The organism is Paraburkholderia sediminicola (genome assembly GCF_046030555.1).
Lineage (GTDB): Bacteria > Pseudomonadota > Gammaproteobacteria > Burkholderiales > Burkholderiaceae > Paraburkholderia > Paraburkholderia sediminicola_E.
Map to the genome: position 1 here is coordinate 494834 of NZ_JAQQCH010000002.1, position 23348 is coordinate 518181.

A 23348-nucleotide genomic window follows, 5' to 3' on the forward strand; every position below is an offset into this window, starting at 1 on the left:
GAAGACTGAAGGAGATTGTGCTCACCATGAAGTCCTCGTTCACCGCTGGAAAAATGTTCGGCGATCGCCAACTGAATTTTCTGCTGATCGTCAACGTATTCGTCGTGCTGGCTGCGACGTGGCTCTCGCACGGGCAATTTGTCGACATCGACAACCTGCAGTCGATGGGCGGACAGTTGCCCGAACTCGGCCTGCTCGCGCTCGGCATCATGTTGTCGATGGTGTCGGGCAACGGCGGGATCGACCTGTCAGGTGTCGGGCTCGCGAATCTGTCCGGTATGGTCGCCGCGCTGGTCGTGCCGCGCTTCGTCAACGGTGACGACTCACCGGCGCTCTACACGTCGCTTTTCTGCGTCATCGTGGTCGTGATGGGGCTGCTCGGCGGACTGCTGAACGGTGTGGTCATCGCGCGGCTCAGACTCACGCCGATTCTCTGCACGCTCGGCACGCAGTTACTGTTCACGGGCATTGCGGTGGTACTCAGCAATGGCGCTTCGGTACATGTCGACTATGTCGACCCGTTGTCGAATATCGGTAACGGTACCGTGTTTCAGGTGCCGATCGCGTTCTGCATCTTTATCGCCGCTGTGGTCGTATTGGGATGGTTGCTCAAACGCAGCCCGTTCGGTCTGCGTCTCTATCTGATGGGCACCAATCCCAAAGCCGCGTTCTACGCCGGTATTCCGCGCGCGCGGATGTTGATCACGACCTATGCGATGTGCGGCGTGCTTGCCTCACTCGCGGGTCTGATCAGCGCGACGCATACGTCCAGTGCGAAATGGGATTACGGGAACTCCTACCTGCTGATCGCCATTCTGATTGCGGTGATGGGCGGCGTGAATCCCGCGGGTGGCCACGGCCGCATCATCTGCGTGTTTTTCGCCGCGACGGTGCTGCAGTTTCTGTCAAGTCTGTTCAACCTGCTGGGCGTATCGCAGTTTTTCGGCGATTGCGCGTGGGGTTTTCTGTTGTTGCTGTCGCTCGCGTTCGCGGGCGGCGAGCGGGTGCGCGCGATTTTTGGCTTTGGCTCGAGCGGCAGCGGTGGTGGCGGTGGCGGTGGCAGTAGTCCGGCGAGTTCCGGCACGGCGCCGAAAGCTTAACGCGTCGATCAGACGCGAGGCGCAACCAAAGGTTTCAGTACGCGGCGGACAACAAGCCCTGGCTGTCCGTGACGGTGAAGTGGGGCGACATCGAACGATAAAGGAGACATCGCATGAAATTGACTCGACTGGGTACCGCGCTCGCAGCAGGCGCTCTTACCGTGGGCGTGATTGCCGCTGCGCATGCGGCAACCAACGAGACGATCGTCACGGTCGTCAAGGTGACCGGTATCAACTGGTTCAACCGGATGGACGACGGCGTCAAGCAATTCGCGAAAGACAACCCGGGCGTGACCGCGTATCAGACCGGTCCGGGCCGCGCGGACGCTGCGCAGCAACTGAAGATCATTGAAGACCTGATCGCCAAAAAGGTCACAGCGATTGCGGTGGTGCCCTACGATCCGCCGACGCTCGAACCGGCGCTGAAGAAGGCGATGGATCGCGGCATCAAGGTCGTCACGCACGAAGCCGATAACGAGAAGAACACGATGGTCGACATCGAAGCGTTCGACAACACCGCCTATGGCGCCGGCCTGAACGAACGTTTGGCTTCGTGCATGCACGACGACGGTAAGTGGGCGGTGCTGGTCGGGTCGCTCGGCAGCCGCTCGCAGGTGCAGTGGGCGGACGGCGGGATTGGCAACGCCAAGGCCAGGTATCCGAAGATGAACCTGGTCGAACCGAAACTCGAAACCAATAACGACGGCGAGCGCGCCTATGAAGTCGCGAAGGAGGTGCTGCGCAAGCATCCGGACCTGAAGGGCTTCCAGGGCTCATCCTCGCTCGACGTGATCGGTATTGGCCGTGCAGTCGAAGAAGCCGGCATGCAGGGCAAGATCTGCGTCTACGGCACGGGCCTGCCGACCGAAGCGGGCAAGTTCCTCGAGAGTGGCGCGATCAACGGCATTGCGTTCTGGGATCCGAAACTCGCGGGTATTGCGATGAACAAGATTGCGCAGATGCTGATCGACGGCAAGACGGTCGAGAACGGCGCCGATCTCGGCATTCCGGGCTACACGAAAGTCACCGTCGCGAAGGGGCCGGGCAAAGGGATCATCGTGCGGGGACAGGGCTGGGTGAACGTCGACAAATCGAACTACAAGCAGTATCCGTTCTGATCGGGCCTGGGTCCGCTGGTTTGTCTTCTGCTTCATGTGTCACGGCGTGCCTGCACGGGCACGCCTTAACTTGCGACTCGCCATCATGAATCAAGACGTAGCGTCACAGCAGTCATCGCGATCCGAAGCGCCGCAGCCGTTTCTGCAGGTTGTCGGCGTGCACAAGAGCTTCACCGGTGTGCATGCCTTGCGTGGGGTGAGCCTGTCGTTCGAGCGCGGTCAGATCTATCATCTGCTCGGTGAGAACGGCTGCGGCAAGAGCACGTTAATCAAGATCATCTCCGGCGCGCAGCCGCCTGACGAAGGTGAACTCGTAATCGAAGGCGTTCGGCATGCACGGCTTTCCGCACTGGAATCGCTGGCTGCGGGAATCGAAACCGTCTATCAGGATCTCTCGTTGCTGCCCAACATGAACGTGGCGGAAAACGTCGCGCTCACCGCCGAGCTGGCCACGCACGAAGGCCGGCTCGCGCGTACCTTCGATCGGCGAGCGCTCGCGCGCACGGCAGCGCGTGCACTGGAATCGGTTGGCTTGCCAAGCGACGCCGAATTTCAGGCGACGCTGATCGAACAATTGCCGCTCGCCACGCGTCAGCTCGTTGCCATTGCTCGCGCGATTGCCAGCGAGGCGAGGTTTGTCATCATGGACGAGCCCACCACCTCGCTCACGCAAAAGGAAGTCGACAATCTGATTGCCGTGCTCGCGAATCTGCGGGCGCAGGGCGTAACGGTGCTGTTCGTGAGCCACAAGCTCGACGAGTGCTACGCAATCGGCGGCGAAGTTATCGTGCTGCGCGACGGCCAGAAAATGGCACAGGGACCGATCGCGCAATTCACCAAGGCGCAGATCAGCGAGCTGATGACAGGGCGCCATCTGTCGAACGAGCGCTATCGTGAAGGCGCGGTTGGCCAGGATGTCGTGCTCGACGTGCGCGGCTTCACGCGCGCGGGCCAGTTCAGCGACGTGTCGTTCGCGCTGCATGGCGGCGAAATTCTCGGCGTTACGGGTCTGCTCGATTCCGGGCGCAATGAACTTGCTCGCGCACTCGCGGGCGTTGCCGCGGCAGACTCGGGACAGGTGATGCTCGACGGCAAGGTCATTTCATTGCGCACGCCCTCGGACGCCAAACATCATCGCATTGGCTACGTGCCGGAGGACCGCCTGAACGAAGGGCTGTTTCTCGACAAGTCGATCCGCGACAACGTGATCACCGCGATGATCTCCAGCTTGCGGGACCGCTTCGGCCAGATTGATCGCACGCGCGCGCAGGCGCTCGCGGAACAGACGGTGCAAGATTTGCAGATCGCGACGCCCGGTGTCGACAAACCGGTGCAGTCGCTTTCGGGCGGTAATCAGCAGCGCGTGCTGATCGGCCGCTGGCTCGCCATCGATCCGCGCGTGCTGATTCTGCATGGACCGACGGTCGGCGTCGACGTTGGATCGAAGGACATCATCTACCGCATCATGCAGCGCCTGTCGCAACGCGGCATTGGCATCATTCTGATCAGCGACGACCTGCCTGAACTGCTGCAGAACTGCGATCGCATCCTGATGATGAAGAAGGGACGTGTGGCAAGCGAATATCAGGCCGACACGTTGAGCGAAGCCGACCTGTATCACGCGCTGCTTTCAGAAGCCGCATAGAGGACGTCGATACCCATGAACTCGCGCATCCAATCGCGCATGAACCAGACCATGACCACTCCGAGCGTTGTCGAAGTCGCACCTGAGGTCAAGCCGCCCACCTTGCGGGCCAGACTCGCGCGCAACCCCGAATGGTTCACTGTAGCGTTGATCGCGGCGACCTGCCTGATTGTCGGTGCGATCAATCCGCGCTTCTTTCAGCTCGCGACGCTGTTCGATCTGCTGCATTCGGCTACTACGATGTCGCTTTTTGCACTGGGCACGCTTGTCGTGCTGGCGTCCGGTGGCATCGACGTTTCGTTTACGGCGATCGCCGCGCTGACGATGTACGGCATCACGAAGGCGGTGTTCGCCTGGTGGCCGGATGCACCGTTCGCGCTGATCCTGATCACCGGTGCACTGGGAGGCGTGGTGCTCGGTCTCATCAACGGACTGCTGGTGCATCGATTGAAAGCGCCTTCGCTGATCGTCACGATCGGCACGCAGTATCTGTATCGCGGCCTGCTGTTGACGTTCATCGGCACGACGTTCTTCATGAACATTCCGCACAGCATGGATCATTTCGGCCGGATTCCGCTGTTTTTCTATCACACCAATGAAGGCCTGCGCGCGGTGCTGCCCATTTCGGTGCTGGCACTGGTGGCGGCCGCCATTGTTACGTGGTGGCTGTTGAACCGGACCATGATGGGGCGCGGTGTCTATGCGATGGGCGGCAGCCTTGCGATTGCGGAGCGGCTCGGCTACAACCTGCGCGCGATCCATCTGTTCGTGTTCGGCTATACCGGCATGCTCGCGGGCATTGCGGGCATCCTGCATGTATCGAACAACCGGCTCGCGAATCCGTTCGACCTCGTGGGCTCGGAACTCGATGTGATCGCCGCGGTGATCCTGGGCGGCGCGCGCATTACGGGCGGAACGGGCACCGTGGCCGGCACGTTGCTGGGTGTGGTGCTGGTGACGTTGATCAACAGCGTGCTGATTCTGGTCGGCGTGCCGAGCACCTGGCAGAAGGTGATCATTGGCGCGTTCATTCTGATCGCCGGGACGTTGTTCGCATTGCAGCGCAAAAGCTGAGGCTGAACGCAGGTCGCGCCTGCCGCATGACAGCGCCACGTTGTGCGGCAAGCGCATTTATTTGCGCTTGCGGTGCTCCTGGCCGTTTTCAGTGATGATGGAATCGAAGTCGTCGATTTGCGAGAAGCGGACCGCCTTGACGACACCGAACTTGCTCTGGTCCACGACCAGATGCCGTTCGACGGCATTCGCCATTGCCGCCTGTTTGAGCGCGACTTCGTGAAAGTTCCAGCAGGTGACCCCGCGCGCGTTATCCACACCGCCCGCGGAAATGAACGCCTTATTGATGCCCATACGGCGCAGCATCTCCAGACTCTCTTCGCCCGCGAACGAATCTGAAGAGGGCACGTAGACGCCGCCCAGCAGAATCATCCGCACGTTCGGCTTGCGCCGCAGAATTTCCGCGACATTCAGCGAATAGCAGACTACGGTGACGTGACGCTCGAGCGGAATCAGGCGCGCGAGCGTGGTGAGCGTCGTGCCGCAATCGATGAAAATCGTTTCATGGTCGACGACGAGCTTCGCCGCAATCGCGGAGGCTTCCGCCTTGGCCTGTGCGAAATGATCCTTCTCTTCTTCGAGTGAATAGCCGGCGTTATTGGGTAAGTCGGTCGCGCTGACGATGTAGCCGCCGAGATACGTGAATTGCTCCGGACTGCCAGCGATATCGCGCCGGACAGTCATTTCCGATACGTCCAGCAGGCTGGCGGCGTCGCGCAGTCGCATTACGCTCTGCTTGGCCAGCGCATCGGCGAGGGCGCGGAGGCGGTCGGGTTTCAGCATGGAGGTCCTGTCGCGCAGTGTGGAGGGACGTTATGTTTTGTTCGACTTGGTGAGAGGATTATAACAAGAGGCCGTCTGCGCGGCGAGCCTGTTTGCGCGTCGAATACGCGCTACATATCGCATCAGTAATAAGAAAAAGCCCTTCACCCGAAGAGCTAAAGGCGCATTACCGACGAATCAGGACGTGTGCCTGGTTAGAAGCGATAGCTCACACCAATTTGCACCACTGGGTACAGCTTGTAGCGCTCGACCTTGTTGCTGATGTTCTGTTCCTCCTGGTCGATGTTTGCTTGTGTGGTGAAGAGCGCGTAGATCTGCGGCACGCTGTACGTCGTGTGTGGCCGCCCGTACGCCACGCCCAGATCGAATGTCAGGCCGAACCCCTTCGAGACGGGTTTGTGCCCGTAACCGATGCCGAGATACGGCATCACGTGCGGCAGCGCCGCGGTGGCCGACGGTGCGGCGCCCACGGCCGGCACGAAGTCATCGCCGATCTTGTAGTTACCTTGCGCGTTCGGCACGGCATGGGCCGTCAGTTCGTCGTCGTTAATCAGCGCACCGGCTGTCACGCGAAAACCGCTTGACGCAAACGGGAACAGATCGAGATACAAGCCGCCTTGCAACAGCTTGAGATGGCCGTCGTAATCGTTCCCGCTGACGTTGACCGAATGCGAGAAGCCGAGTCCTTCGAATTCCGCATGCACACCGGCCCACGAGGTCAACGGCAGCGCCGCGCCGACCCCCGCACCGAGTGTGCCGCCGTGTACGTAAATTTCCTGCGCGTGTGCGCCACCTGCCATCACCATCACCATCGCCACTGCCGCGACCAGAGCCGCATTTTTCACCTGATTCACTGCACCGTCTCCAACAAAGAGTCATATCCGTGCTGGCGACTTTAAGGTTGAGCGGCGCGGGTTAAACCGGCGAAAAGCGGGCAGTTATGGCGACTCTTCGCGCTCAAGTTTTCGTATGCGGAGAAACCGGAAGTTATGACCTGTAACTCGTGCCAAACAGGCGATTAAATTCGGTTTACTGAATAGATTAGGCCTGTATTAACGGGCTATTCTCTGGATCGCACGGATTGGCCGCGCTTCGATAATTGCTCCCGTCGAAGGCCCGTATACAACGCACACGACACTCCGGACGCGGGCCGATTCGTCTGATGTGCGGGGCGTGGTCGGCGATACGGCGAACGACTGGTCTTTCCACGAGCGACACCATCGAGACCATCACGGCGACGGATGCGTCAACGGTCAGCATTCTGGTGACGTTGAATGGGCAGACGGGGAGTTATACGGAAAGCGTGGATGATTTCCGTTCGCTGGCGGGCAGCTGAGTGCCCGGAAGGGGAAGTGGGTTGCGGCACCGAGGCGGTCTTTCCACCCGTTACCGCAACCGTCTGACGCGGGCGCCCGCAGCGGGCGCTTGTCGCAAGTGCAGGGGGCCAGCTATTACTGCTTGATGCCTTCGGCCTGAATATGCAGCGTGGTCTGCATCTTGAAGCCATAGGTCTTGCCGAAGTCGACGCCGAAATCGTCGCGATTGAACGTCGCGGTCGATTCGGTGCCGCACACTTCGCGCTTGAGCATCGGGTTCATGATGCACTTGAACGATTCGATCTTCAGGTTGACCGGCTTCGTCACGCCATGCATGGTCAGCGTGCCGATGACTTCCACCGGCTTGTCGCCGTCGAAGCGGATCTGCGTGCCCTTGTAGGTCGCGCTCGGGTACCTGGCTGCATCGAAGAACTTGTCCGTGACCAGTTCCGCGTCGAGCTTGTCGTTACCGATATCCACAGAGCTCATGTCGATCGTCACATCCACCGTGCCGGTTTTCGCCGCGCGATCCAGTACCACGGTGCCGCTGCTCTTCTTGAACTTGCCGCGCCAGATCGAGAGTCCGCCAAAGTGGTCGGTTTCGAAGCTCGGGTAGGTGTGCGTCGGATCGAGTTGATACGTATCGGCGGCCATTGCGTTGAACGACATGGCTGCGGCCAGCGCGCCCGCGGCGAGCAAAAGTTGTTTCTTCAAGAGATTCTCCAGATTTCAGAAAGTGTAGTGACGCTTCGGTGTGTCCAGTTACTTCTTCGAAGCGACAATGTGAAATTTGATAACGACTTCGTCGGCGACAACCGACGTGTCTTTCCATTCGCCGGTGCCGACATCGAACTGCGAACGTTTGATCGGCAAGCTGCCGTCGAAGGTTTGCGTGTTGCCCTGGCTGGCAATCGTGACCGGCACCACGACGGTCTGCGATTTGCCTTTGATGGTGAGCTTGCCGGTGATCTTGTACTGATTGCCGCCGGCCGGCGCGATCGCGCTCGAGACGAACGTCGCGGCCGGATAGGTCGTGCTATCGAACCATTCCTTGCCTTGGGCCTGCTTGTTGTAGTCGTCCGCGCCGAGGTCGTAGCTGCCCGTGTCGATCGACACGTTGGCGCTACCGGCGGCTGGCTTGGCTGGATCGAAATTCAGCTGCGCCGAGAACTTTTTGAATTTGCCGTCCACCGGCACGTTCATCTGCTTCGTCGTGGCAATGACGCTGCTTTTGCTCGTGTCGACATCGGCGTGCGCGAGGCCTGCACCGAAGAAAGAGAAAGCGGCGACGCCAGCCAGAATGGAGTGGTAGAAGTTTGATTTCATAGTGGTACGCATCCTATCGAACCCACGCGCTGTGATTGCACACCGCTGGGAATTAGATTGCCAACAGGCTGTAGCCAATCGCCAGCTACCCGCCTGCTTCGGGCCTATTACCCAGGTGTTATCTGAGGAACGGAATCATCCGCGCGAGTAATCCGTCGCGGTCGACAAATTGATGCTTGAGCGCCGCGAGTACATGCATGGCGACGAGTGCCAGCAAGGTGTAATTGAGCAGCACGTGGACCGTGCGCAGGCTAGCCTTGAGTGCCTGGTCCGGGCCGATGAGGGTAGGCAGCGGCACGATGCCGAGGTACACCACCTGAATACCCGCGGCCGAGCTATAAAAATAGCCGGACAGTGGGATCGCCAGCATCAGAACGTAGAGCACGCCATGCACGAGGTGGGCTGCAGCTTTCTGCCAGGTGGGCGTCGCGCTATCGAGCGCCGGCGCGCGGTGAGTCGCGCGCCATAACACGCGCGCGACGGCCAGCACGAAGACCGTCACGCCGATCCACTTATGCCACGAGAAATACTTCAGCTTGGCGGGCGTGAAGCCGGGGATATCGGTCATGATCCAGCCGATATAGAACCCGCAGCAGATCAGTAATGCAATGAGCCAGTGCAGGGCGACGGCAGGGCCGCTGTAATGCTCGACGTCTGAAGAACGGGGTTTCATGGGTTCATGCTCGCTATTCGTGGTGCTTGCCGCGTGCGGTGTGCGGGGTGTCACGCGTGAATGCGGATAGTAGGGATGTCAATGAAAACTGAATAGCCAGGCAGAAGAGAACAGATTGTTCTAGCCGTGACGCTAATGTGGATGGAATAAATCCGCTGGCAGCCTGAATTGTGTGGGCACACAACTTGCCCTCAATCCGTGCGGCATCCCGGTCATGGGTTATGCTGCGGTCCATTCCCGCGCTCGCGCACAACCAGAATCCAGGGAACCGGTTGGTGAATTCCGTTTTTCTATCTTGGGGTATAGCGATCGCCGCCACGGCGGGCGTCATCACCCGGCCGTTCAAATGGCCCGAGGCCGTATGGGCCGTCGCCGGTGCGCTATTACTGGTGTCACTGGGCCTGCTGCCCGTCGATCTGGCAATCGAGGCCGTCGGCAAAGGCACGGACGTCTACCTCTTCCTGTTCGGCATGATGCTGCTATCGGAGGTCGGGCGCCGCGAAGGTCTATTCGACTGGGTTGCCGTTTTCGCGGTGAATCACGCCAAAGGCTCGCCGAGAAAGCTCTTTCTGCTGGTCTATCTGGTCGGCGTGGTCATTACGGCCTTTCTTTCCAATGACGCCACCGCGGTCGTCCTCACGCCGGCTGTTTTTGCCGCCGCCAAAAAAGCGAAGACGCATCCGCTGCCCTTGCTCTTTGTCTGTGCGTTCATCGCGAATGCCGCGAGCTTCGTGCTGCCGATCTCGAATCCGGCCAACATCGTGCTGTATGGCAATCACACGCCCGCCCTCGGCGCGTGGCTGATGCGCTTCACGCTGCCTTCGGTGCTATCGATCGTCGCGACCTACGTGCTGTTGCGCTGGACCCAGCGCGAAGCGCTCGCCGGTACCTGCGAAGCCGGTCTTGAACCGCTCGAGTTGTCGTCGAGCGGGCGCGTTGCGCTCGCGGGTATCGCGGTGACGGCCGTGGTGTTGCTGACGGTTTCCGCCTTCAATGTCCCGCTCGGTCTGCCCACCGCGATACTCGGTGCGCTAACCGCTGTGGTCGTGCTGATCCAGGAGCGCAAATCGCCGCTGCCGATGATCAGGGAAATATCATGGAGCGTGCTGCCGCTTGTCGCTGCGTTGTTCGTATTGGTCGAAATGCTCGATCACACCGGTGTCATCAAGACGCTCGTCGCTCAGGTGCAAAGCGCGACCCAGCACAGCGAAGTCGCGACGGCCGGCTGGGCCGGCGCCATCATCGCGATCGGCAGTAATCTGATGAACAACTTGCCTGCGGGTCTGATCGCCAGTTCGACGGTGATGCAGGCGCATAGTCCTGAGCGCGTGATCGACGCGCTCCTGATCGGCGTCGATCTGGGTCCGAATCTGTCGATCACCGGCTCGCTCGCCACGATCCTCTGGCTCAACGCAATTCGCCGCGAAGGCGAAGACGTGAGCTTCCTGACGTTTTTGAAAGTGGGCGTGGTGGTGATGCTGCCGGCCCTCGCGCTGGCGCTTGCGGCGCGGATTCTGATCGGCTGAGTGGAGAGCGTGCGGCGGTGGCCTTGACACCCCGCGTGCTATCCATGCCCGTTCGATGATTGCCGCCGATCTCGGGCGCGAGCGCGGTTAGCCGCTTCCTCATACTTCTCCCTCATGGCCGTGTGCCGGTCGAACGCATCGGCGGCTCGGCCACGAGTTTTTGCGCGGACTGTTCGAGCGAGCGCAGGGCGGCATCGAGCCGCGCGAGGCGCGCCCGTTGGGTCGGCATCAGCAATGTTTTGGGGAGCATGCGCAGGCGATTGCGCCAATACGACAGCGGAATGCGGTCGTTGGTGGATATCAGCCCGAATACGCGTTCAAGGTGGGCGATCTCTTTGTCTATATCCTGATAGCTCATCTAACGTTCCCGAAGAAGAGGTGGATGGGCGATGAAACGGGGCAAGCGGTACGGCGGCAATTGGACAGATACGTCCAACTTATTGACACGCTGAGGCGCTAGAACAGGATTCAGCAAGGACCGTACCGCAGGCCGCGATGTCGAGTTGACATCCACCTTTCAAACGACGTGTATTTGTCTGATGTATCGATGCCGCCCAGTCAGGGCGGCCTACGGACGAGGCACGACTTTCATCTGTTTTAATTCGCGCAACGCGTTGCGCAACGCCAAGGAAGCGAGCCCGCCCCGCATCTGTGCCTGTAAGAATTGTGTCGTCGAACATGGGTTACCCATCGGTGACCATGCCGCGTGCCTGCCATGCCGCCACCACTAAAAACCGTGACATAGGGCGACACGATTCTGAAATTGCCTTCCGGCTGCACTTCCACAAGAATTCGGCCTGTCATCGAACGGATCGCGGCGGTTTGCAGGCGACGCACGATGAGTTCAATCGAAGGAGTCAGTCATGAAGAAGTTGATCGCCGTTGTGGTGCTGTGCTGCGCATTCACCCTCACGTTTGCTCAAAGCGCCGCGCCGCAAGGCGGCAATCCCCAACGCATGGAACGCATGGCGCAGCAGTTGCAAACGCGCTTCTCGAATGCCAACACCACGCACGACGGTAAGCTCACGAAGGATCAGGCGGCCGCAGGCATGCCGATGGTCGCGAAGCATTTCGATGAAATCGACACGCAGAAAGCGGGCTACATTACGTTGCCGCAGATCGCGGCATTCATGCGGGAGCGCGGGGCAGCGCACTGAGCCGCGCGGGTATCGGCGGGATCGTGGGATCTTTGTGGTCCCAACGCGCGATGAAATCTGCCACGTCCTGTCGCGTGTGCATCGCCCGACGCTTAAACCGAGGAGCTTTCCTATGGATCGTCCCGCCAAAATCATCGTGCTCGACGACGAAGCCGAACTGCGCAACATGCTGCAGCGCTTCCTGCGCGGCCACGGTTTCGACGTGCGTATCGCGGAAGACGGCAAGCGGCTCGACCGCTATCTGGAACGCGAGCCGTTCGATCTGCTGGTGCTCGATCTGATGATCGGCGAAGAGGACGGCCTCGCCATTTGCGCCCGCTTGCGCGCGCAAGGGCAGACGTTGCCGATCCTGATGCTGACCGCGAAGGGCGATCCGCTCGACAAGGTGGTCGGCCTTGAGACCGGTGCCGACGACTACCTCGCCAAACCGTTCCTGCCACGTGAACTGGTGGCGCGGATCAATGCGCTGTTGCGCCGCCAGAAGATGGCTTCGGGCGAGGTCACCGTGACCTCGCAGAGCGTGCGCTTCGGCGATTTCAGTCTCGATGTCGGCAAGCAGCAGTTGTCGCGAGCGGGTGAGTTGCTCGAGATTCATTCGGCGCAGATGCTGTTGCTGGTCGCGCTGGCTTCCTCGCCGAACCGTTCCGTGAGTCGTGACAATCTGCTCGCGCGCGCCCGTGGCCGTGAGCACGATGCACTCGATCGCAGCATCGACGTGCAGGTGCTGAGGCTCAGGCAGATCGTCGAGGACGATCCTTCGAAACCGCGTTTCATCAAGACCGTGTGGGGTGTCGGTTACATGCTGATCGCGGACGTCGACTCATGACGCGCTCGCTGCTGCAGAGCGTGCTCCCGAAAACGCTGCTGGCGCGCAATATCGTCTTGCTGATCGTGCTGGTGATGCTGAGCCAGATATGCGCGCTCGGTGTCCTGCTGCACTATGTGCAGCGGCCCCGCGTCGAACGGGCGGCTACGGTGTTCGCCACCTACGTAACGACGCTCGACAATCTGCTTCAAGCCACGCCGCCTCGCGCGCGTGCCGATTTGACCACACGCCTCGACGCTCGCGCGCAACTACCCGCCGACGCTGCAGTTGCACCGCCGCCTGATCTGATGCGCGCCTATCGCACGTATCAGCGCAACGTGTTTCTCGAGAGCTTGCGCGCGCACCTGCCCGCCGACATGCCGGCGCGCTGGCAATCCGAAGGTGGTCAACGGCTGTGGATTCGCATGCACGCACCGGCCGATGCGCCGCACACGCCGTACTGGATCGCGCTGCCGATTCCCGAGGACGCGCAAGGCGCCGGACTCGACGCGGCGATCCTGCTGTCGCTCGGTCTGGGCGCACTGGCGGCGCTGACCGGCTACGTGATCCAGCGCCACCTCAACCAGCCGCTCCAGGCGTTGACGCGGGCGGCGCGGCGCGTGAGCGCTGGTGAAACGCCCGCGCCGTTGCCGATCGACGGTCCTGCCGAAATCGCCACGGTAAGCAACGCGTTCAATCAGATGACGCATGCGTTGCAGCAAGCCGAGGCGACGCGCGCGCTGATGCTGGCGGGCATCTCGCACGATATCCGCACGCCGCTGACCAAACTGCGCCTTTCGATGGCCATGGCGATGCCTGACGGCAGCGACAGCAGCTTCGTGGTTGCCGCCGAGTCGTACCTCGATCAGATCGAGACGATCTTGCAGCAGTTCATGGATTACGCGGGCAGTGGCGAACGTGAGGTCGCCGAGGCTGGCGATCTGAATGCGCTGATCGAACGGCTGGCCGGCGATTTCGCGGGACTGGGGCATGAGTTCGAGTTGTCGCTCGCGAGCTTGCCCGCTGTGGCCTACCGGCCGATCAGCATGATGCGGCTCCTGATGAACCTGATGCAGAACGCGATCGTATATGGCGGCACGGGGCTCGCTGTGCGGAGTTGGGCCACAGGTGCAGCCGTATATGTCGCAGTCGGTGATCGCGGCACAGGGCTTTCGGCGGAGGAGCTGGAGCAGCTGAAGGCGCCGTTTCAGCGTGGCCGCAATGCTCGCGCGCATAGTGGCGGCACCGGACTGGGGCTTGCGATTGTCGAGCGGATCGCGCGGCTGCACGGCGGCAGCCTGCAGTTTCATGCGCGCGAAGGCGGCGGCCTGGAGGTGTGGGTGGTGTTGCCGTTCATTTCCGATCCAGCCATGCGTCCAGCCCGACCCGAAACGCCACACCCGCGATAACCGGCACGGTCAGCATAAGAATGATGCCGAAGTTGGGAATCTCGTCGCCGTAAGTGATCGGACCGTAGAGCACGACCGTCGCAACGATCGCGAAGACCACGACGCCGACCGCAACCATCATAAGATTGCGCGCCACAATGGATACATCCTTGCGCTTTGCCTTGCCCGGCTCGGTGCTGGCAGCGGGGACTTCGTCGTGTTGAACGGGCATGATGGTTCTCGTGACTGGAAGAAGTGCCGCGCAGGACGCGGCTGCCAATGCAACTTCAATATGCGTTACAAAACGCAATGACAAAATTCATTACAAATGCGTGCATTACAAAGCGCAGCGGTGAGTGGAATGCCGACCAAGGCGCGATCGGCATCATACCCGGGGTGGTGGGTGCCGCGCACATCAAGCTGCGCCGGCCAGCAATCCCGCGGCAACGATCACCAGCACGAGGGCGGCAATCGCACTGAACCGGTAGTCGCGTTGATGCAGGAACATCCCTAACATCAATATAAGCCGCATTATCGGCAGCAGGATGAAAAGCGCGATACCGACCGTCACAATATGCATGCCGGCCGACGTTGAAAGCAGTCCGGCGGGGGGGCGCATGCCGGGCAATATGCCGCCAAGGCTGGCTGGAAGGCTCATTGCCAGGCTAATTGCAAGGCCAGTCGCAATCGTGCCTGTTGCCACCCATGTGCCGTAGTGCAGGAGCTTCGCCAGCCAGTATTCGAGCCGTGCCCCGGTCGACGCGACGCGGTTCATGCCGGTGCACCGAATAGTTGGACGCCGAATGCTTCGAGCAGCATCTGCACGGCGAGCAGCGCAAGCACCACGACAAAGAGCACACGCAGTTTCTCGCCTGACACGCGCGTGAGAATGCGCGCGCCGAGCACGGCGCCCACGACCGAGCCCAATGCCACCGGGCCGGCGATCGCGGCCACGATCTCACCGCGCAGGAAGTAAGCCCCGGCACTGGCCGCCGCCGTGACGCCGATCATGAAATTGGATGTCGCGGACGAGACCTTGATCGGCAAGCGCAGCGCGGTATCCATTGCCGGAATCTTGAGGACGCCGCTGCCGATGCCGAGCAACGCCGAAATCAACCCTGCTCCGTACATCAGCGACAAACCCAGCGGTACGCGTTGCACGCGATAGTCGACATCGCGTCCAAGCGCGCGATCCGGATAGCTCGAATCCAGTTGCAACGAAGCGCCCCACGAATGTACGCCCGGCGCGTTAGCGCCAAAGCTGGCGATCGGATCGGCGCGCCGTGCGAGCATTTGCTGGGCGGAGAGCAGCAGAATGACCGCAAAAATGAAAAACAGCATGGGCACCGGGATGAGCCCGCTCAGCAGCACGCCGGACAACGCGCCTAGCGTGGTGGCGGTTTCCAGAACGACGGCGAGACGGATATTGGTCAAGCGACCGCGCAGGAAGGGCGCGGCGCCGCCGCACGAACAGGCGATCACCGAAACGATGCTGGCGCCAATTGCGACGTGAATATCGAGGTGGCCGAACATGGTCAGGACAGGCACGATAAAGATGCCGCTTGCCATGCCGAGCATGCCGCCCAGCGCGCTTGCCCCGACCGACACCGCGACGAGCCACAGTGTGTAGCTCAGATCCATCGTAGCCTGCGCGCCGGTCATTGGCCGTTCGGCTTGCGCCGGGCGAGACGCGTGACGAACTGGATCTGATCGCCCCGGTAGTACAGCTTTTCATAGTCGACCGGACGGTTTTCGTCGCAATACGAGGTTCGCTCGATCAGGAAAATCGGGCTGCCCGCCTCAACCTCAAGGGCCTGCGCAACGGCTTCGTCCGCGGCGATCGCTTCGAGCCGGTATTCAGCTTCGATCAGCGGGATGCCGTACTTCTCTTCGAGCAGCGTGAAGATCGGCTCCGCCTCCAGATCGTTTTCGATGATCTTTTCGCCGATGTCTTTCGGCAGCCAGGTTTCGTCGAACGAAAGCGGCGTGCCGTCGGCGATACGCACGCGCTGAATATGAACGACGGGCGTACCCGGTTCGAGCGCCAGTTTGCCGGCGACGGCGTCGCTCGCGTTTTCGATTTGTCGCGCCAACAGCCGGGCGGTCGGATGGCGGCCGTGCGCACGCATATCCTCGACAAAACCGCTCAGTTCAGTGAGCGGCTGAGTGAGGCGCGGCTGCGTGACGAAGGTCCCTTTGCCCCGGCGGATTTCGATCAAGCCGCGCGCAATCAGGTTCTGCACCGTTTTTTGCAGCGTGGTGCGGCTGATGTTGAAGCTTGCCAGGAGGCTTGCTTCGTTGGGTAACTGCGTGCCTGGCGGATAGGTGCCGTCTGCGATCCGCGCGGCGAGTACTGCTTCGACCTGCGCGTAGAGAGGGAGCTGGCTGTTGCGATCGGTGTTCATTATAGACATCATGACGTCATGATGTCTTGGTGTCAAGGCGCGATTTCCGGCCTGGCAGTCGTCGTTTTTCCCTAGTCGAGATGGACTACGTGCCGTTTGACCTGTCATGTTAGCCTCGCTTTGCACAAAAACGGCGGTCCCGATCTCGGGATGCGCCGGTTTTTTTGCCAACGTGTCGCGCGGGAAATTGCATATCAAACGATTCAATCTGAATTTATTCGTTATGCAAAATAATCGAGAAGCATGGCGACTCGATCAGATCTATAAAACACAATCAAAAGGGAAGGGAATGTCAAAACGCACCTGGATGCGCGCACTTTTCGCTACCATTTCTGCTTTTCTCGTCGGCGTTATCGTCGTCGCGTGTGGCTCATCATCTTCGTCACTCAATGTGACCGGCCAGCAGCAGATCAAACACGTTTTCGTCATCACGCTCGAAAACGAAAACTACGCGACCACCTTCGGCGCGAACAGCAAGGCGCCGTATCTGTCGCAGACACTGGCTTCGCAAGGCGCGCTGGTGCAGCAGTACTACGGAACCGGGCACGTGAGCCTCGACAACTACATCTCGATGATCAGCGGTCAGGCGCCGACGCCGGAAACGGACAACGATTGCCCGATCTACCAGGACTTCAAGCTCACGGGTATGACGGCGGACGGTCAGGCGATCGGCTCGGGCTGTGTGTATCCGGCGAGCATCAAGACGCTGCCGGACCAACTGAAGGCTGCTGGTTTGACATGGAAGGGCTATGAAGACGATATGGGCAACGACCCGACGCGTGAAGCCACCACCTGTGGTCATCCGGCGCTCAACACAACCGACCTCACACAGGTTGGGCAAGCGCCGAGCGCGGCGGTACCGCTGGGCGACCAGTACGCGACGCGTCACAACCCGTTCATGTACTTCCACTCGATCATCGATTCGTCAGACTGCGTCCAGAACGTTGTGAATCTGAACAGGCTCACAACCGACCTGCAATCGATCTCGACCACCGCCAACTTCAACCTGATTACGCCGAATCTGTGCGACGACGGCCACGACGCGCCGTGCGTGAACGGCCAGCCGGGCGGCCTGACGAGCGCGAACACATTCCTGCAGAAGTGGGTGCCAATTATCACCGCCTCGCCGGCGTTCCAGAAGGACGGTCTGTTGATCGTCAATTTCGACGAGAGCAGCTACGCGTCAGTGAGCCAGCCCTCGGCGGGACAAACGCAGCTGACTTTCGCGGGTACAACCTGCTGCAGCCAGCAGCCGGGTCCGAATCTGCCGGCGTTCCCGGAGACTTCGTCGCTGTCGTACAAGGGCGCGACAATCAACCTGACCAAGCAGAGCTTCGGCGGCGATCAGACCGGTGCCGTGATGATCTCGAAGTTCATCAAACCGGGCACGGTGTCGACAGTGCAGTACAACCATTACTCGATGCTCAGGAGCATTGAAGACATCTTCCAGCTAGGTTATCTCGGCTACGCGGGGCAGGCTGGTCTGGCCGGGTTCGGCAACGACATTTTCACGAACCTGTAAGCGATCAGATGCCGGTTTGTGCAACGCGATTCACCGGGCGCACTGCCGCGCGACTCGCAGCGCTCGCTGTGCTGGCAGGCGCTGTCCTGTTGCCGATGGCAGCAGGTGCGGCGCCGACCGACTTGCCGCCCGCATACAGCGATGCCGCTGCGCTCGGCAAGCTGATGTTCTTCGATGCATCGTTGTCGGCGTCGGGCAAGATGTCGTGCGCGAGCTGTCATAGCCCGTCGCACGCGTACGGGCCGCCCAACGGGCTGGCCGCGCAACTGGGTGGGCCCGGGATGCGCTCGCAAGGCACGCGCGCCGTGCCGAGCCTGCGTTACGTGCTGAACCGCACGCCGATGTGGAGTCATGCGCAGGCGGCCAGCATGTCCGAGCGTCTGAGCGAGACGGACAACGCGCCGGTTGGTGGCTTCGGTTGGGATGGGCGCTTCAACCGTCTGCACGACCAGGCGAGCTTCCCGCTGTTCAATCCGGACGAGATGGCCAACAAGGACCCGGCGGCAGTGCTCGCGAAACTGGAGCAGGCGCCGTACGCGGCGCGCTTCAGGGAAGTGTTCGGCCAGAACATTTTCACCGATCCCAACAAGGCGTTCGCCCAGGCGATGTACGCCATCGAGCGCTTCGAGCTCGAAGACCCGAGTTTTCATCCGTACACCAGCAAGTTCGATGACTACCTTGATGGCAAGGTCCAGTTGACGGCACGCGAATTGCACGGCAAGAAGCTGTTCGACGATCCGGCGGGCGGCAATTGCGCCTCGTGTCACATCGATCAATCGGGTGTCGACGGCTCGCATCCACTTTTTACCGACTTCAACTTCCAGGCACTCGGCGTGCCACGCAATCCGGAGTTGCGTGCGAACGCGGATCCGAAGTACTTCGATATGGGTTTGTGTGGACCGCTACGCACCGATCAGTCGAGCGACAAGAGCAACTGCGGACTTTTCAAGTCCGTGTCGCTGCGTAACACGGCGACGCGGCATGTGTTCTTTCACAACGGCCGCTTCCATACGCTGAAGGATGCGCTGCGTTTCTACGTTCAGCGCGATACGAATCCGGCGAAGTGGTATCCGAAAGACGCGCGCGGCAAGGTCGATAAATTCAATGACTTGCCGGTTGCGCTGCGCGTGAATGTCGATACGACCGACGAGCCGCTCACGCGCAAAGTGGGCGAGCGCCCCGTGTGGTCCGAGCAGGATATCGACGACGTCGCCGCTTTTCTCACCACGCTGAACGACGGCTACAGAAGATAGTGACCGGACGAGAACGGGGACGCTTTCGAACCCGAGGCATACGCTGACAGTGGAGTGACCAAGGCGCCGCGCGTTACTATTTCGCCCGCTTGACCAGCGGTGTCTTGCAGCCTTGCAACAGGCGATGCAAGCTTGAACGCGACTTCGACAAAGCGCTGTTCATTGAAGCCATCGTGATCTCAAGGCTCAATGACCAAGACCAGGATCAGTTGACCGGAATTGAAACTCCCGTGCGTGTTCAGATAGCTCGACACCTGCTGGTTGACCGGCATTTCGACGTTGCCGATCACATCGGTAAGAAAGTCGTTCTGGTTCGCCGGCGTCGCCACCGTGGCGCCACCCTCGGCATAGCCGAGACCGCTTTGCGCACTCAACTTATGAGTGGTATCGATCGTAAACGAACTATTGGTCGCTGAGCAAAAAGGATGCCTTATCGTCGCGGAAGGTCGGCCGCCGCCAGGATGCTCATCAGCGTCTTCGCATTACGCTGCCCCTGATCTTCGAAGCAGTTGTTGAAAATGACGTGGGTGCGGCCGGCCCGCGTCGCGATTGCGCGGATCGAGGGGGCCAGTTCGGCCAGCTCGCCGTCGTTGTAGTCGTAATCGAAGCGATCGGCGGCGCTCGCCGCGCCGGTCGCACTCCACGTCTGCGTATTGCGGCCGTGCAAACGTACCATCGCGAGCTCGGGATGGGTCGCCTCCCATATCGTGTGCACGCGATTCGTCACATCCGGCGGGGCATCGACTATCACATGGACGAGGCTGCGCTCGCGCAGAAAGTCGAGCGTCCATTGCGCGTATTGATCGTCGAACCAGGATTGATTGCGAAACTCGGCGGCCATCAGATAGCCGGCCATGCGCGCCCGGCATTCGTCGACGAGGGCGAGACCGTCCGTCGCGCGCGTGATCCACGGCGCGAACTGGAACAACACCGCGCCGAGCCGTCCGGTCGAGCGCAGCGGTTCCAGTGCGTCCAGATAGCGCCGCCACAGCTCGTCACGGATTTCGGCGGGCACGTCGCGGTAGTAGACATTCTCTTTGCGCGGACCCGTGATGCCTTCGGGCAGCGCCATTGCAATGTCTTTGGGCAGGACGTCGGGTGAAGTCTGATGCCCGGTGAAAAGGCGAAACGCCTTGAAGTTGAAGGTGAAACCCTCCGGTGTACGCTCGCGCCACAACTGCGCATTGCTCGCTGAGGGCATCGCGTAGTAGGCCGAATCGACTTCGACAAGCGGAAACTGCGACGCGTAGAAGCGCAGCCGGGCCTCAGCGCTGCTGCTGCCGCGTGGATAGAAGCGCTTGCAGGCAATGAGCGTCTTATCGGTCCAGCCTGCGGTGCCGCAGCGGATGTCCATCAGTGGAGTTGTGTCGATTGCGAGGAGTCGATGAGCCTAGGAAGCCGCCTCCGTATGATCGAGCCAGTACGCGAGTTCGTACCGCAACTGCGAGATATCGAGCGGCTTGCCGAGCAGCCGGGCGCCCGGGATGGTGTCGCCGATGTCGGCATTCTTGCCATAGCCCGACACCAGCAACACGCGGATGTCCGGCTGCTGACGCAGCACCACACGCGCCAGGTTGTCGCCGGACATGCCGGGCAAGGTCAGGTCCGTGAACAGGATGTCGAAACGTTGCGCGGGCATGAGCGGCAACGCTTCTTCGGCGCTCGCGACCGCCGTGCAGTCGAGACCCAGCGCGCCGAGTAGTTCGCTGAGTGCATCACGCGAATCGGTGTCGTCTTCGACCAGCAGCACACGAGCCGGCGTGCCGGCTTGGCGTGGCGGCGGACTGGCCATTGAATTCCCGAGCGCGCTCGCCGAGACGTTGGCGAGTGAGTTTTCGCCCGCGGAGTCGGGCTCGTGCGGCAGGATTTCGCGCGGCTCGGACGCCGCGGATACGCTGGCTGGATCGTAAACCGCACGTGGCACGCAGGGGGCGATCTGCCCAACACTCACGTCGGCGATTCCAGCGCGCAATACGCCGCGCACCTTGCGCGCGAGATCGTCGCGCCGGTACGGCTTGGAGAGCAGCGTGATGCCGGCGTCGAGCTTGCCGTGATGGACGATCTCGTCACGCGTATAGCCCGAGGTGAAGAGTGTTGGCACCGTGGGTGAACGCGCCGCTGCACGCTGCGCCAGTTCCACGCTTTTCACCTGGCCTGGCATCACGACATCGGTAAACAGCAGATCGATCGGCACGTCGCTATCGATGAATTCGATCGCCGCGTCGCCACTCGATGCTGTCAGCACTTTATAGCCGAGTTGCGCGAGCATTTCGACGGCGGTCAGGCGCACATCCGCATCGTCTTCGACCACCAGGATCGTTTCACCGCCGCCCACGGGCGCCGCGGTCTGATCGACGGTTTCCGCTGTTTCCGGCTCGCAGCAGCGCGGGAAAAATAGCGAGACGGTGGTGCCGCGTCCCACTTTGCTGTCGATCAACGTATGGCCGCCGCTTTGTCTGACGAAACCGAATACCATGCTTAAGCCCAGGCCGGTGCCATGGCCGTCGGGTTTGGTCGTGAAGAACGGTTCGAAGACGCGCTCCACGATTTCGGGCTTCATGCCGGTGCCGGTATCGTTCACCGAGAACACCACATATTGCCCCGGCGAGAGTTCCGGCTTGCCGTGGCAAAACACCGAGTCCAGCACGCGGTTCGTCGCGCAAACGGTGAGTGTGCCGTCGGCTTGCATCGCGTCGCGCGCATTGATCGCGAGATTAAGCAGCGCGTTTTCGAGTTGATTGCGATCGACCTGCACGTGCCACAGATCGTCGCTCAATACCGTTTCGATCTTGACAGTCTCGCCGAGCGCGCGGTGCAGCATCTCGCTCATGCCGGCGAGCAGGCGGCGCGGGTTCAGCACGGTCGGCGAGAGCGGCTGGCGTCTCGCGAAGGCGAGCAGATGCGCGGCCAGTTTCGCGCCGCGTTTGACGGCATCGGTCGCGGCGGACAAACGCCGCAACGTGGCCGGACTGTCGTTGGTATCGGCGGCGAGCATCTGCAGATTGCCGTTGATCACTTGCAGCACGTTGTTGAAGTCATGCGCGACGCCGCCTGTGAGGCTGCCGATCGCTTCCATCTTCTGAGCCTGGCGCAACTGCTCTTCGGCGACCGCCCGTGCCGCGACCTCATCGGTAACGCGCTGTTCGAGCGTTTCGGTCAACTGGCGCAGCGACTGTTCGGCGATCTTGCGTTCGTGGATGTCGATCAGCACGCCTGGAAAGCGGGTCGGCTCCCCCTGTTCGTCGAACTCACACTGGCCGTTCGCCTGCACCCACATATAGTCGCCATCGGGGCGGCGAATCCGGTATTCGGCGCGAAACGGCTGGCCGGTGCGCATCGCTTCGATCGTCATGCGCTCGTTGAGCGGCTGGTCGTCCGGATGAATCACTTGTGCCGCGGCATTGCGCTCGACCCCTTTCGCGGCCTCGTCGAGCGGAAACGAAAAGGTGCGGGCGAAACGTTCGTCGCCGGTGACGGTGCCGGTGCGTACGTCGAGCACCCAGGTGCCGAGCACGGCGCCGGTATTGAGGGCGAGTTGCAGCCGTTCGTTGGTCTCGTGCAGCTCCGCTTCGGCACGCTGCCGCCAGCGCTCGGTCAGCACGCGCGCGGTGGTCTCGACGACCATGGCGAGTACGCCGGCGGGTGCGCCGCTGTCGTCGGCGACCGGGCTGTAGTAGAGGTCCATCCAGACATCTTCTGGCTTGCCGTCGCGCAGCAGGACCAGTTCCTTGTCGCGATACGACAGGGTGCCGCCGGCGAGACACGTGAGCATCACATGCCGGTTGAAATCGGCGACCTCCGGCCAGCCGTGTTCGACTTGACAGCCGAGCAGATACGGATGCCGTCCGCCCGCGAATATCGCGTAGGCGTCGTTGTAGATCATGTAGCCCGGTTTGCCCCATAGAAGCACGAGGGGCACGGGCGAGGCGAGCAGCATTTGAACGGTGGCGATCAGACTGCGCGGCCAGCTTTCGATGGCGCCGAGGTCGGTTGCGGTCCAGTCGAATTCGCTGATGCGACGCGCCATTTCCCCGTTCCAGCCGGGGCAGCCATGGTCTTGTGCCGGGAATGGCATTGCTGCGCTCCACAGAGATCACGTCGATAAATGTGTCCCCACTCTGCCGGCGCGCATGGCGCGCGCGAATGTGTTCAGCAGGAGGCGGGATGAATCTTCTGCCGTGCGCCGCGAGCCGGCGCGAAGCGGCCGGGCGGCAGCGATAATTGTAGGTCACAACGCTGGTCTGGTGGCGTATCAGA

22 protein-coding genes and 1 pseudogene are annotated in these 23348 nt (G+C 61.2%); 10 read left to right on the forward strand and 13 right to left on the reverse strand.

The features are described from left to right. Positions 1 to 26 precede the first annotated feature (26 nt). From PQQ52_RS05405 to PQQ52_RS05420, 4 genes are all read left to right on the forward strand, one after another. Positions 27 to 1100, forward strand: a complete 1074-nt coding sequence (locus tag PQQ52_RS05405; protein WP_408207565.1) for an ABC transporter permease — start codon at positions 27 to 29, stop codon at positions 1098 to 1100. Positions 1101 to 1213: 113 nt separating this feature from the next. After that, complete coding sequence (locus PQQ52_RS05410; RefSeq protein ID WP_325046621.1) at positions 1214 to 2218, forward strand: autoinducer 2 ABC transporter substrate-binding protein; 1005 nt, start codon at positions 1214 to 1216, stop codon at positions 2216 to 2218. A gap of 85 nt (positions 2219 to 2303) precedes the next feature. Then, positions 2304 to 3863, forward strand: coding sequence for a sugar ABC transporter ATP-binding protein (locus PQQ52_RS05415; RefSeq protein ID WP_408207568.1), 1560 nt, complete (start codon positions 2304 to 2306; stop codon positions 3861 to 3863). A gap of 15 nt (positions 3864 to 3878) precedes the next feature. Then, positions 3879 to 4937 (forward strand): ABC transporter permease, encoded by a 1059-nt coding sequence (locus tag PQQ52_RS05420; protein ID WP_408207570.1) that lies wholly within the window; start codon positions 3879 to 3881, stop codon positions 4935 to 4937. A gap of 57 nt (positions 4938 to 4994) precedes the next feature. Here PQQ52_RS05420 and PQQ52_RS05425 read toward each other — a convergent pair whose 3' ends face one another. The 5 genes from PQQ52_RS05425 to PQQ52_RS05445 all read right to left on the reverse strand — a co-directional run bounded on the left by PQQ52_RS05425 (position 4995) and on the right by PQQ52_RS05445 (position 9035). Beyond that, a complete protein-coding gene (locus PQQ52_RS05425) occupies positions 4995 to 5720 on the reverse strand; it encodes a DeoR/GlpR family DNA-binding transcription regulator (RefSeq protein WP_408207572.1) in 726 nt (241 codons plus the stop codon). A gap of 194 nt (positions 5721 to 5914) precedes the next feature. Beyond that, the gene (locus PQQ52_RS05430; protein ID WP_408207748.1) at positions 5915 to 6532 is read right to left on the reverse strand and encodes a hypothetical protein; all 618 of its coding nucleotides are present in this window, start codon (positions 6530 to 6532) and stop codon (positions 5915 to 5917) included. A gap of 639 nt (positions 6533 to 7171) precedes the next feature. Beyond that, positions 7172 to 7750: a YceI family protein gene (locus PQQ52_RS05435; RefSeq protein WP_408207574.1), complete on the reverse strand. Its 579-nt coding sequence runs from the start codon at positions 7748 to 7750 to the stop codon at positions 7172 to 7174. A 48-nt stretch (positions 7751 to 7798) separates the two neighbouring features. After that, positions 7799 to 8362: a YceI family protein gene (locus PQQ52_RS05440; RefSeq protein ID WP_408207576.1), complete on the reverse strand. Its 564-nt coding sequence runs from the start codon at positions 8360 to 8362 to the stop codon at positions 7799 to 7801. A 118-nt stretch (positions 8363 to 8480) separates the two neighbouring features. After that, positions 8481 to 9035 carry a cytochrome b gene (locus PQQ52_RS05445; RefSeq protein ID WP_408207578.1) on the reverse strand — a complete coding sequence of 185 codons (555 nt, stop codon included), beginning with the start codon at positions 9033 to 9035 and terminating at the stop codon, positions 8481 to 8483. A gap of 275 nt (positions 9036 to 9310) precedes the next feature. Between PQQ52_RS05445 and PQQ52_RS05450 the strand changes: the two genes are divergently transcribed. Beyond that, positions 9311 to 10561, forward strand: a complete 1251-nt coding sequence (locus PQQ52_RS05450) for an arsenic transporter (protein WP_408207580.1) — start codon at positions 9311 to 9313, stop codon at positions 10559 to 10561. Positions 10562 to 10673: 112 nt separating this feature from the next. Here PQQ52_RS05450 and PQQ52_RS05455 read toward each other — a convergent pair whose 3' ends face one another. After that, positions 10674 to 10919, reverse strand: coding sequence for a hypothetical protein (locus tag PQQ52_RS05455; RefSeq protein ID WP_408207582.1), 246 nt, complete (start codon positions 10917 to 10919; stop codon positions 10674 to 10676). A gap of 505 nt (positions 10920 to 11424) precedes the next feature. On the opposite strand from PQQ52_RS05455, the gene PQQ52_RS05460 reads away from it, so the two are divergent. The 3 genes from PQQ52_RS05460 (at position 11425) to PQQ52_RS05470 (ending at position 13932) form a co-directional block, all read left to right on the forward strand. Then, positions 11425 to 11718: an EF-hand domain-containing protein gene (locus PQQ52_RS05460; RefSeq protein ID WP_408207584.1), complete on the forward strand. Its 294-nt coding sequence runs from the start codon at positions 11425 to 11427 to the stop codon at positions 11716 to 11718. A 112-nt stretch (positions 11719 to 11830) separates the two neighbouring features. Continuing rightward, positions 11831 to 12544 (forward strand): response regulator, encoded by a 714-nt coding sequence (locus PQQ52_RS05465; protein ID WP_408207586.1) that lies wholly within the window; start codon positions 11831 to 11833, stop codon positions 12542 to 12544. Beyond that, positions 12541 to 13932 carry an ATP-binding protein gene (locus tag PQQ52_RS05470; RefSeq protein WP_408207588.1) on the forward strand — a complete coding sequence of 464 codons (1392 nt, stop codon included), beginning with the start codon at positions 12541 to 12543 and terminating at the stop codon, positions 13930 to 13932. Before PQQ52_RS05465 ends, PQQ52_RS05470 begins: the two co-directional genes overlap by 4 nt. On the opposite strand, the gene PQQ52_RS05475 is transcribed toward PQQ52_RS05470, so the two are convergent. The 4 genes from PQQ52_RS05475 to PQQ52_RS05490 form a co-directional block, all read right to left on the reverse strand. Continuing rightward, positions 13877 to 14143 (reverse strand): hypothetical protein, encoded by a 267-nt coding sequence (locus PQQ52_RS05475; protein WP_408207590.1) that lies wholly within the window; start codon positions 14141 to 14143, stop codon positions 13877 to 13879. The two genes, PQQ52_RS05470 and PQQ52_RS05475, sit on opposite strands and share 56 nt — an antisense overlap. 183 nt (positions 14144 to 14326) lie before the next feature. Further along, the gene (locus PQQ52_RS05480; protein ID WP_408207592.1) at positions 14327 to 14686 is read right to left on the reverse strand and encodes a DUF1634 domain-containing protein; all 360 of its coding nucleotides are present in this window, start codon (positions 14684 to 14686) and stop codon (positions 14327 to 14329) included. Next, positions 14683 to 15552 carry a sulfite exporter TauE/SafE family protein gene (locus PQQ52_RS05485; protein ID WP_408207749.1) on the reverse strand — a complete coding sequence of 290 codons (870 nt, stop codon included), beginning with the start codon at positions 15550 to 15552 and terminating at the stop codon, positions 14683 to 14685. The genes PQQ52_RS05480 and PQQ52_RS05485 overlap by 4 nt, the downstream gene beginning before the upstream one ends. A 17-nt stretch (positions 15553 to 15569) precedes the next feature. After that, on the reverse strand, positions 15570 to 16316 hold the full coding sequence (locus PQQ52_RS05490) for a GntR family transcriptional regulator (RefSeq protein WP_408207594.1): 747 nt from the start codon (positions 16314 to 16316) through the stop codon (positions 15570 to 15572). A gap of 289 nt (positions 16317 to 16605) precedes the next feature. On the opposite strand from PQQ52_RS05490, the gene PQQ52_RS05495 reads away from it, so the two are divergent. Together PQQ52_RS05495 and PQQ52_RS05500 are read left to right on the forward strand one after the other, a co-directional pair. Continuing rightward, a complete protein-coding gene (locus tag PQQ52_RS05495; RefSeq protein ID WP_408207596.1) occupies positions 16606 to 17838 on the forward strand; it encodes an alkaline phosphatase family protein in 1233 nt (410 codons plus the stop codon). Between the two features lie 95 nt (positions 17839 to 17933). Beyond that, entirely contained in the window at positions 17934 to 19091 is a 1158-nt protein-coding gene (locus tag PQQ52_RS05500) for a cytochrome-c peroxidase (protein WP_408207751.1), read from the forward strand. Positions 19092 to 19288: 197 nt separating this feature from the next. Here PQQ52_RS05500 and PQQ52_RS05505 read toward each other — a convergent pair. The 3 genes and pseudogenes from PQQ52_RS05505 to PQQ52_RS05515 all read right to left on the reverse strand — a co-directional run. Beyond that, a pseudogene (locus PQQ52_RS05505) lies at positions 19289 to 19498 on the reverse strand (SGNH/GDSL hydrolase family protein); the annotation flags it as partial. A 23-nt stretch (positions 19499 to 19521) separates the two neighbouring features. Continuing rightward, positions 19522 to 20445 (reverse strand): DUF72 domain-containing protein, encoded by a 924-nt coding sequence (locus PQQ52_RS05510; RefSeq protein WP_408207598.1) that lies wholly within the window; start codon positions 20443 to 20445, stop codon positions 19522 to 19524. A gap of 36 nt (positions 20446 to 20481) precedes the next feature. Beyond that, positions 20482 to 23166, reverse strand: coding sequence for a response regulator (locus PQQ52_RS05515; protein ID WP_408207600.1), 2685 nt, complete (start codon positions 23164 to 23166; stop codon positions 20482 to 20484). Between the last annotated feature and the right edge of the window lie 182 nt (positions 23167 to 23348).

Excerpts from the sequence above, each read along its gene's own strand:
- PQQ52_RS05405 (WP_408207565.1), top strand. The coding sequence starts at position 27 with ATGAAGTCCTCGTTCACCGCTGGAAAAATGTTCGGCGATCGCCAACTG.
- PQQ52_RS05475 (WP_408207590.1), bottom strand. The coding sequence starts at position 14,143 with ATGCCCGTTCAACACGACGAAGTCCCCGCTGCCAGCACCGAGCCGGGC.
- PQQ52_RS05465 (WP_408207586.1), top strand. The coding sequence starts at position 11,831 with ATGGATCGTCCCGCCAAAATCATCGTGCTCGACGACGAAGCCGAACTG.
- PQQ52_RS05510 (WP_408207598.1), bottom strand. The coding sequence starts at position 20,445 with ATGGACATCCGCTGCGGCACCGCAGGCTGGACCGATAAGACGCTCATT.
- PQQ52_RS05495 (WP_408207596.1), top strand. The coding sequence starts at position 16,606 with ATGTCAAAACGCACCTGGATGCGCGCACTTTTCGCTACCATTTCTGCT.
- PQQ52_RS05515 (WP_408207600.1), bottom strand. The coding sequence starts at position 23,166 with ATGCCATTCCCGGCACAAGACCATGGCTGCCCCGGCTGGAACGGGGAA.
- PQQ52_RS05440 (WP_408207576.1), bottom strand. The coding sequence starts at position 8,362 with ATGAAATCAAACTTCTACCACTCCATTCTGGCTGGCGTCGCCGCTTTC.
- PQQ52_RS05445 (WP_408207578.1), bottom strand. The coding sequence starts at position 9,035 with ATGAAACCCCGTTCTTCAGACGTCGAGCATTACAGCGGCCCTGCCGTC.
- PQQ52_RS05500 (WP_408207751.1), top strand. The coding sequence starts at position 17,934 with ATGGCAGCAGGTGCGGCGCCGACCGACTTGCCGCCCGCATACAGCGAT.
- PQQ52_RS05425 (WP_408207572.1), bottom strand. The coding sequence starts at position 5,720 with ATGCTGAAACCCGACCGCCTCCGCGCCCTCGCCGATGCGCTGGCCAAG.
- PQQ52_RS05490 (WP_408207594.1), bottom strand. The coding sequence starts at position 16,316 with ATGAACACCGATCGCAACAGCCAGCTCCCTCTCTACGCGCAGGTCGAA.
- PQQ52_RS05485 (WP_408207749.1), bottom strand. The coding sequence starts at position 15,552 with ATGGATCTGAGCTACACACTGTGGCTCGTCGCGGTGTCGGTCGGGGCA.
- PQQ52_RS05420 (WP_408207570.1), top strand. The coding sequence starts at position 3,879 with ATGAACTCGCGCATCCAATCGCGCATGAACCAGACCATGACCACTCCG.
- PQQ52_RS05480 (WP_408207592.1), bottom strand. The coding sequence starts at position 14,686 with ATGAACCGCGTCGCGTCGACCGGGGCACGGCTCGAATACTGGCTGGCG.
- PQQ52_RS05470 (WP_408207588.1), top strand. The coding sequence starts at position 12,541 with ATGACGCGCTCGCTGCTGCAGAGCGTGCTCCCGAAAACGCTGCTGGCG.
- PQQ52_RS05455 (WP_408207582.1), bottom strand. The coding sequence starts at position 10,919 with ATGAGCTATCAGGATATAGACAAAGAGATCGCCCACCTTGAACGCGTA.
- PQQ52_RS05415 (WP_408207568.1), top strand. The coding sequence starts at position 2,304 with ATGAATCAAGACGTAGCGTCACAGCAGTCATCGCGATCCGAAGCGCCG.
- PQQ52_RS05460 (WP_408207584.1), top strand. The coding sequence starts at position 11,425 with ATGAAGAAGTTGATCGCCGTTGTGGTGCTGTGCTGCGCATTCACCCTC.
- PQQ52_RS05430 (WP_408207748.1), bottom strand. The coding sequence starts at position 6,532 with ATGGTGATGGTGATGGCAGGTGGCGCACACGCGCAGGAAATTTACGTA.
- PQQ52_RS05410 (WP_325046621.1), top strand. The coding sequence starts at position 1,214 with ATGAAATTGACTCGACTGGGTACCGCGCTCGCAGCAGGCGCTCTTACC.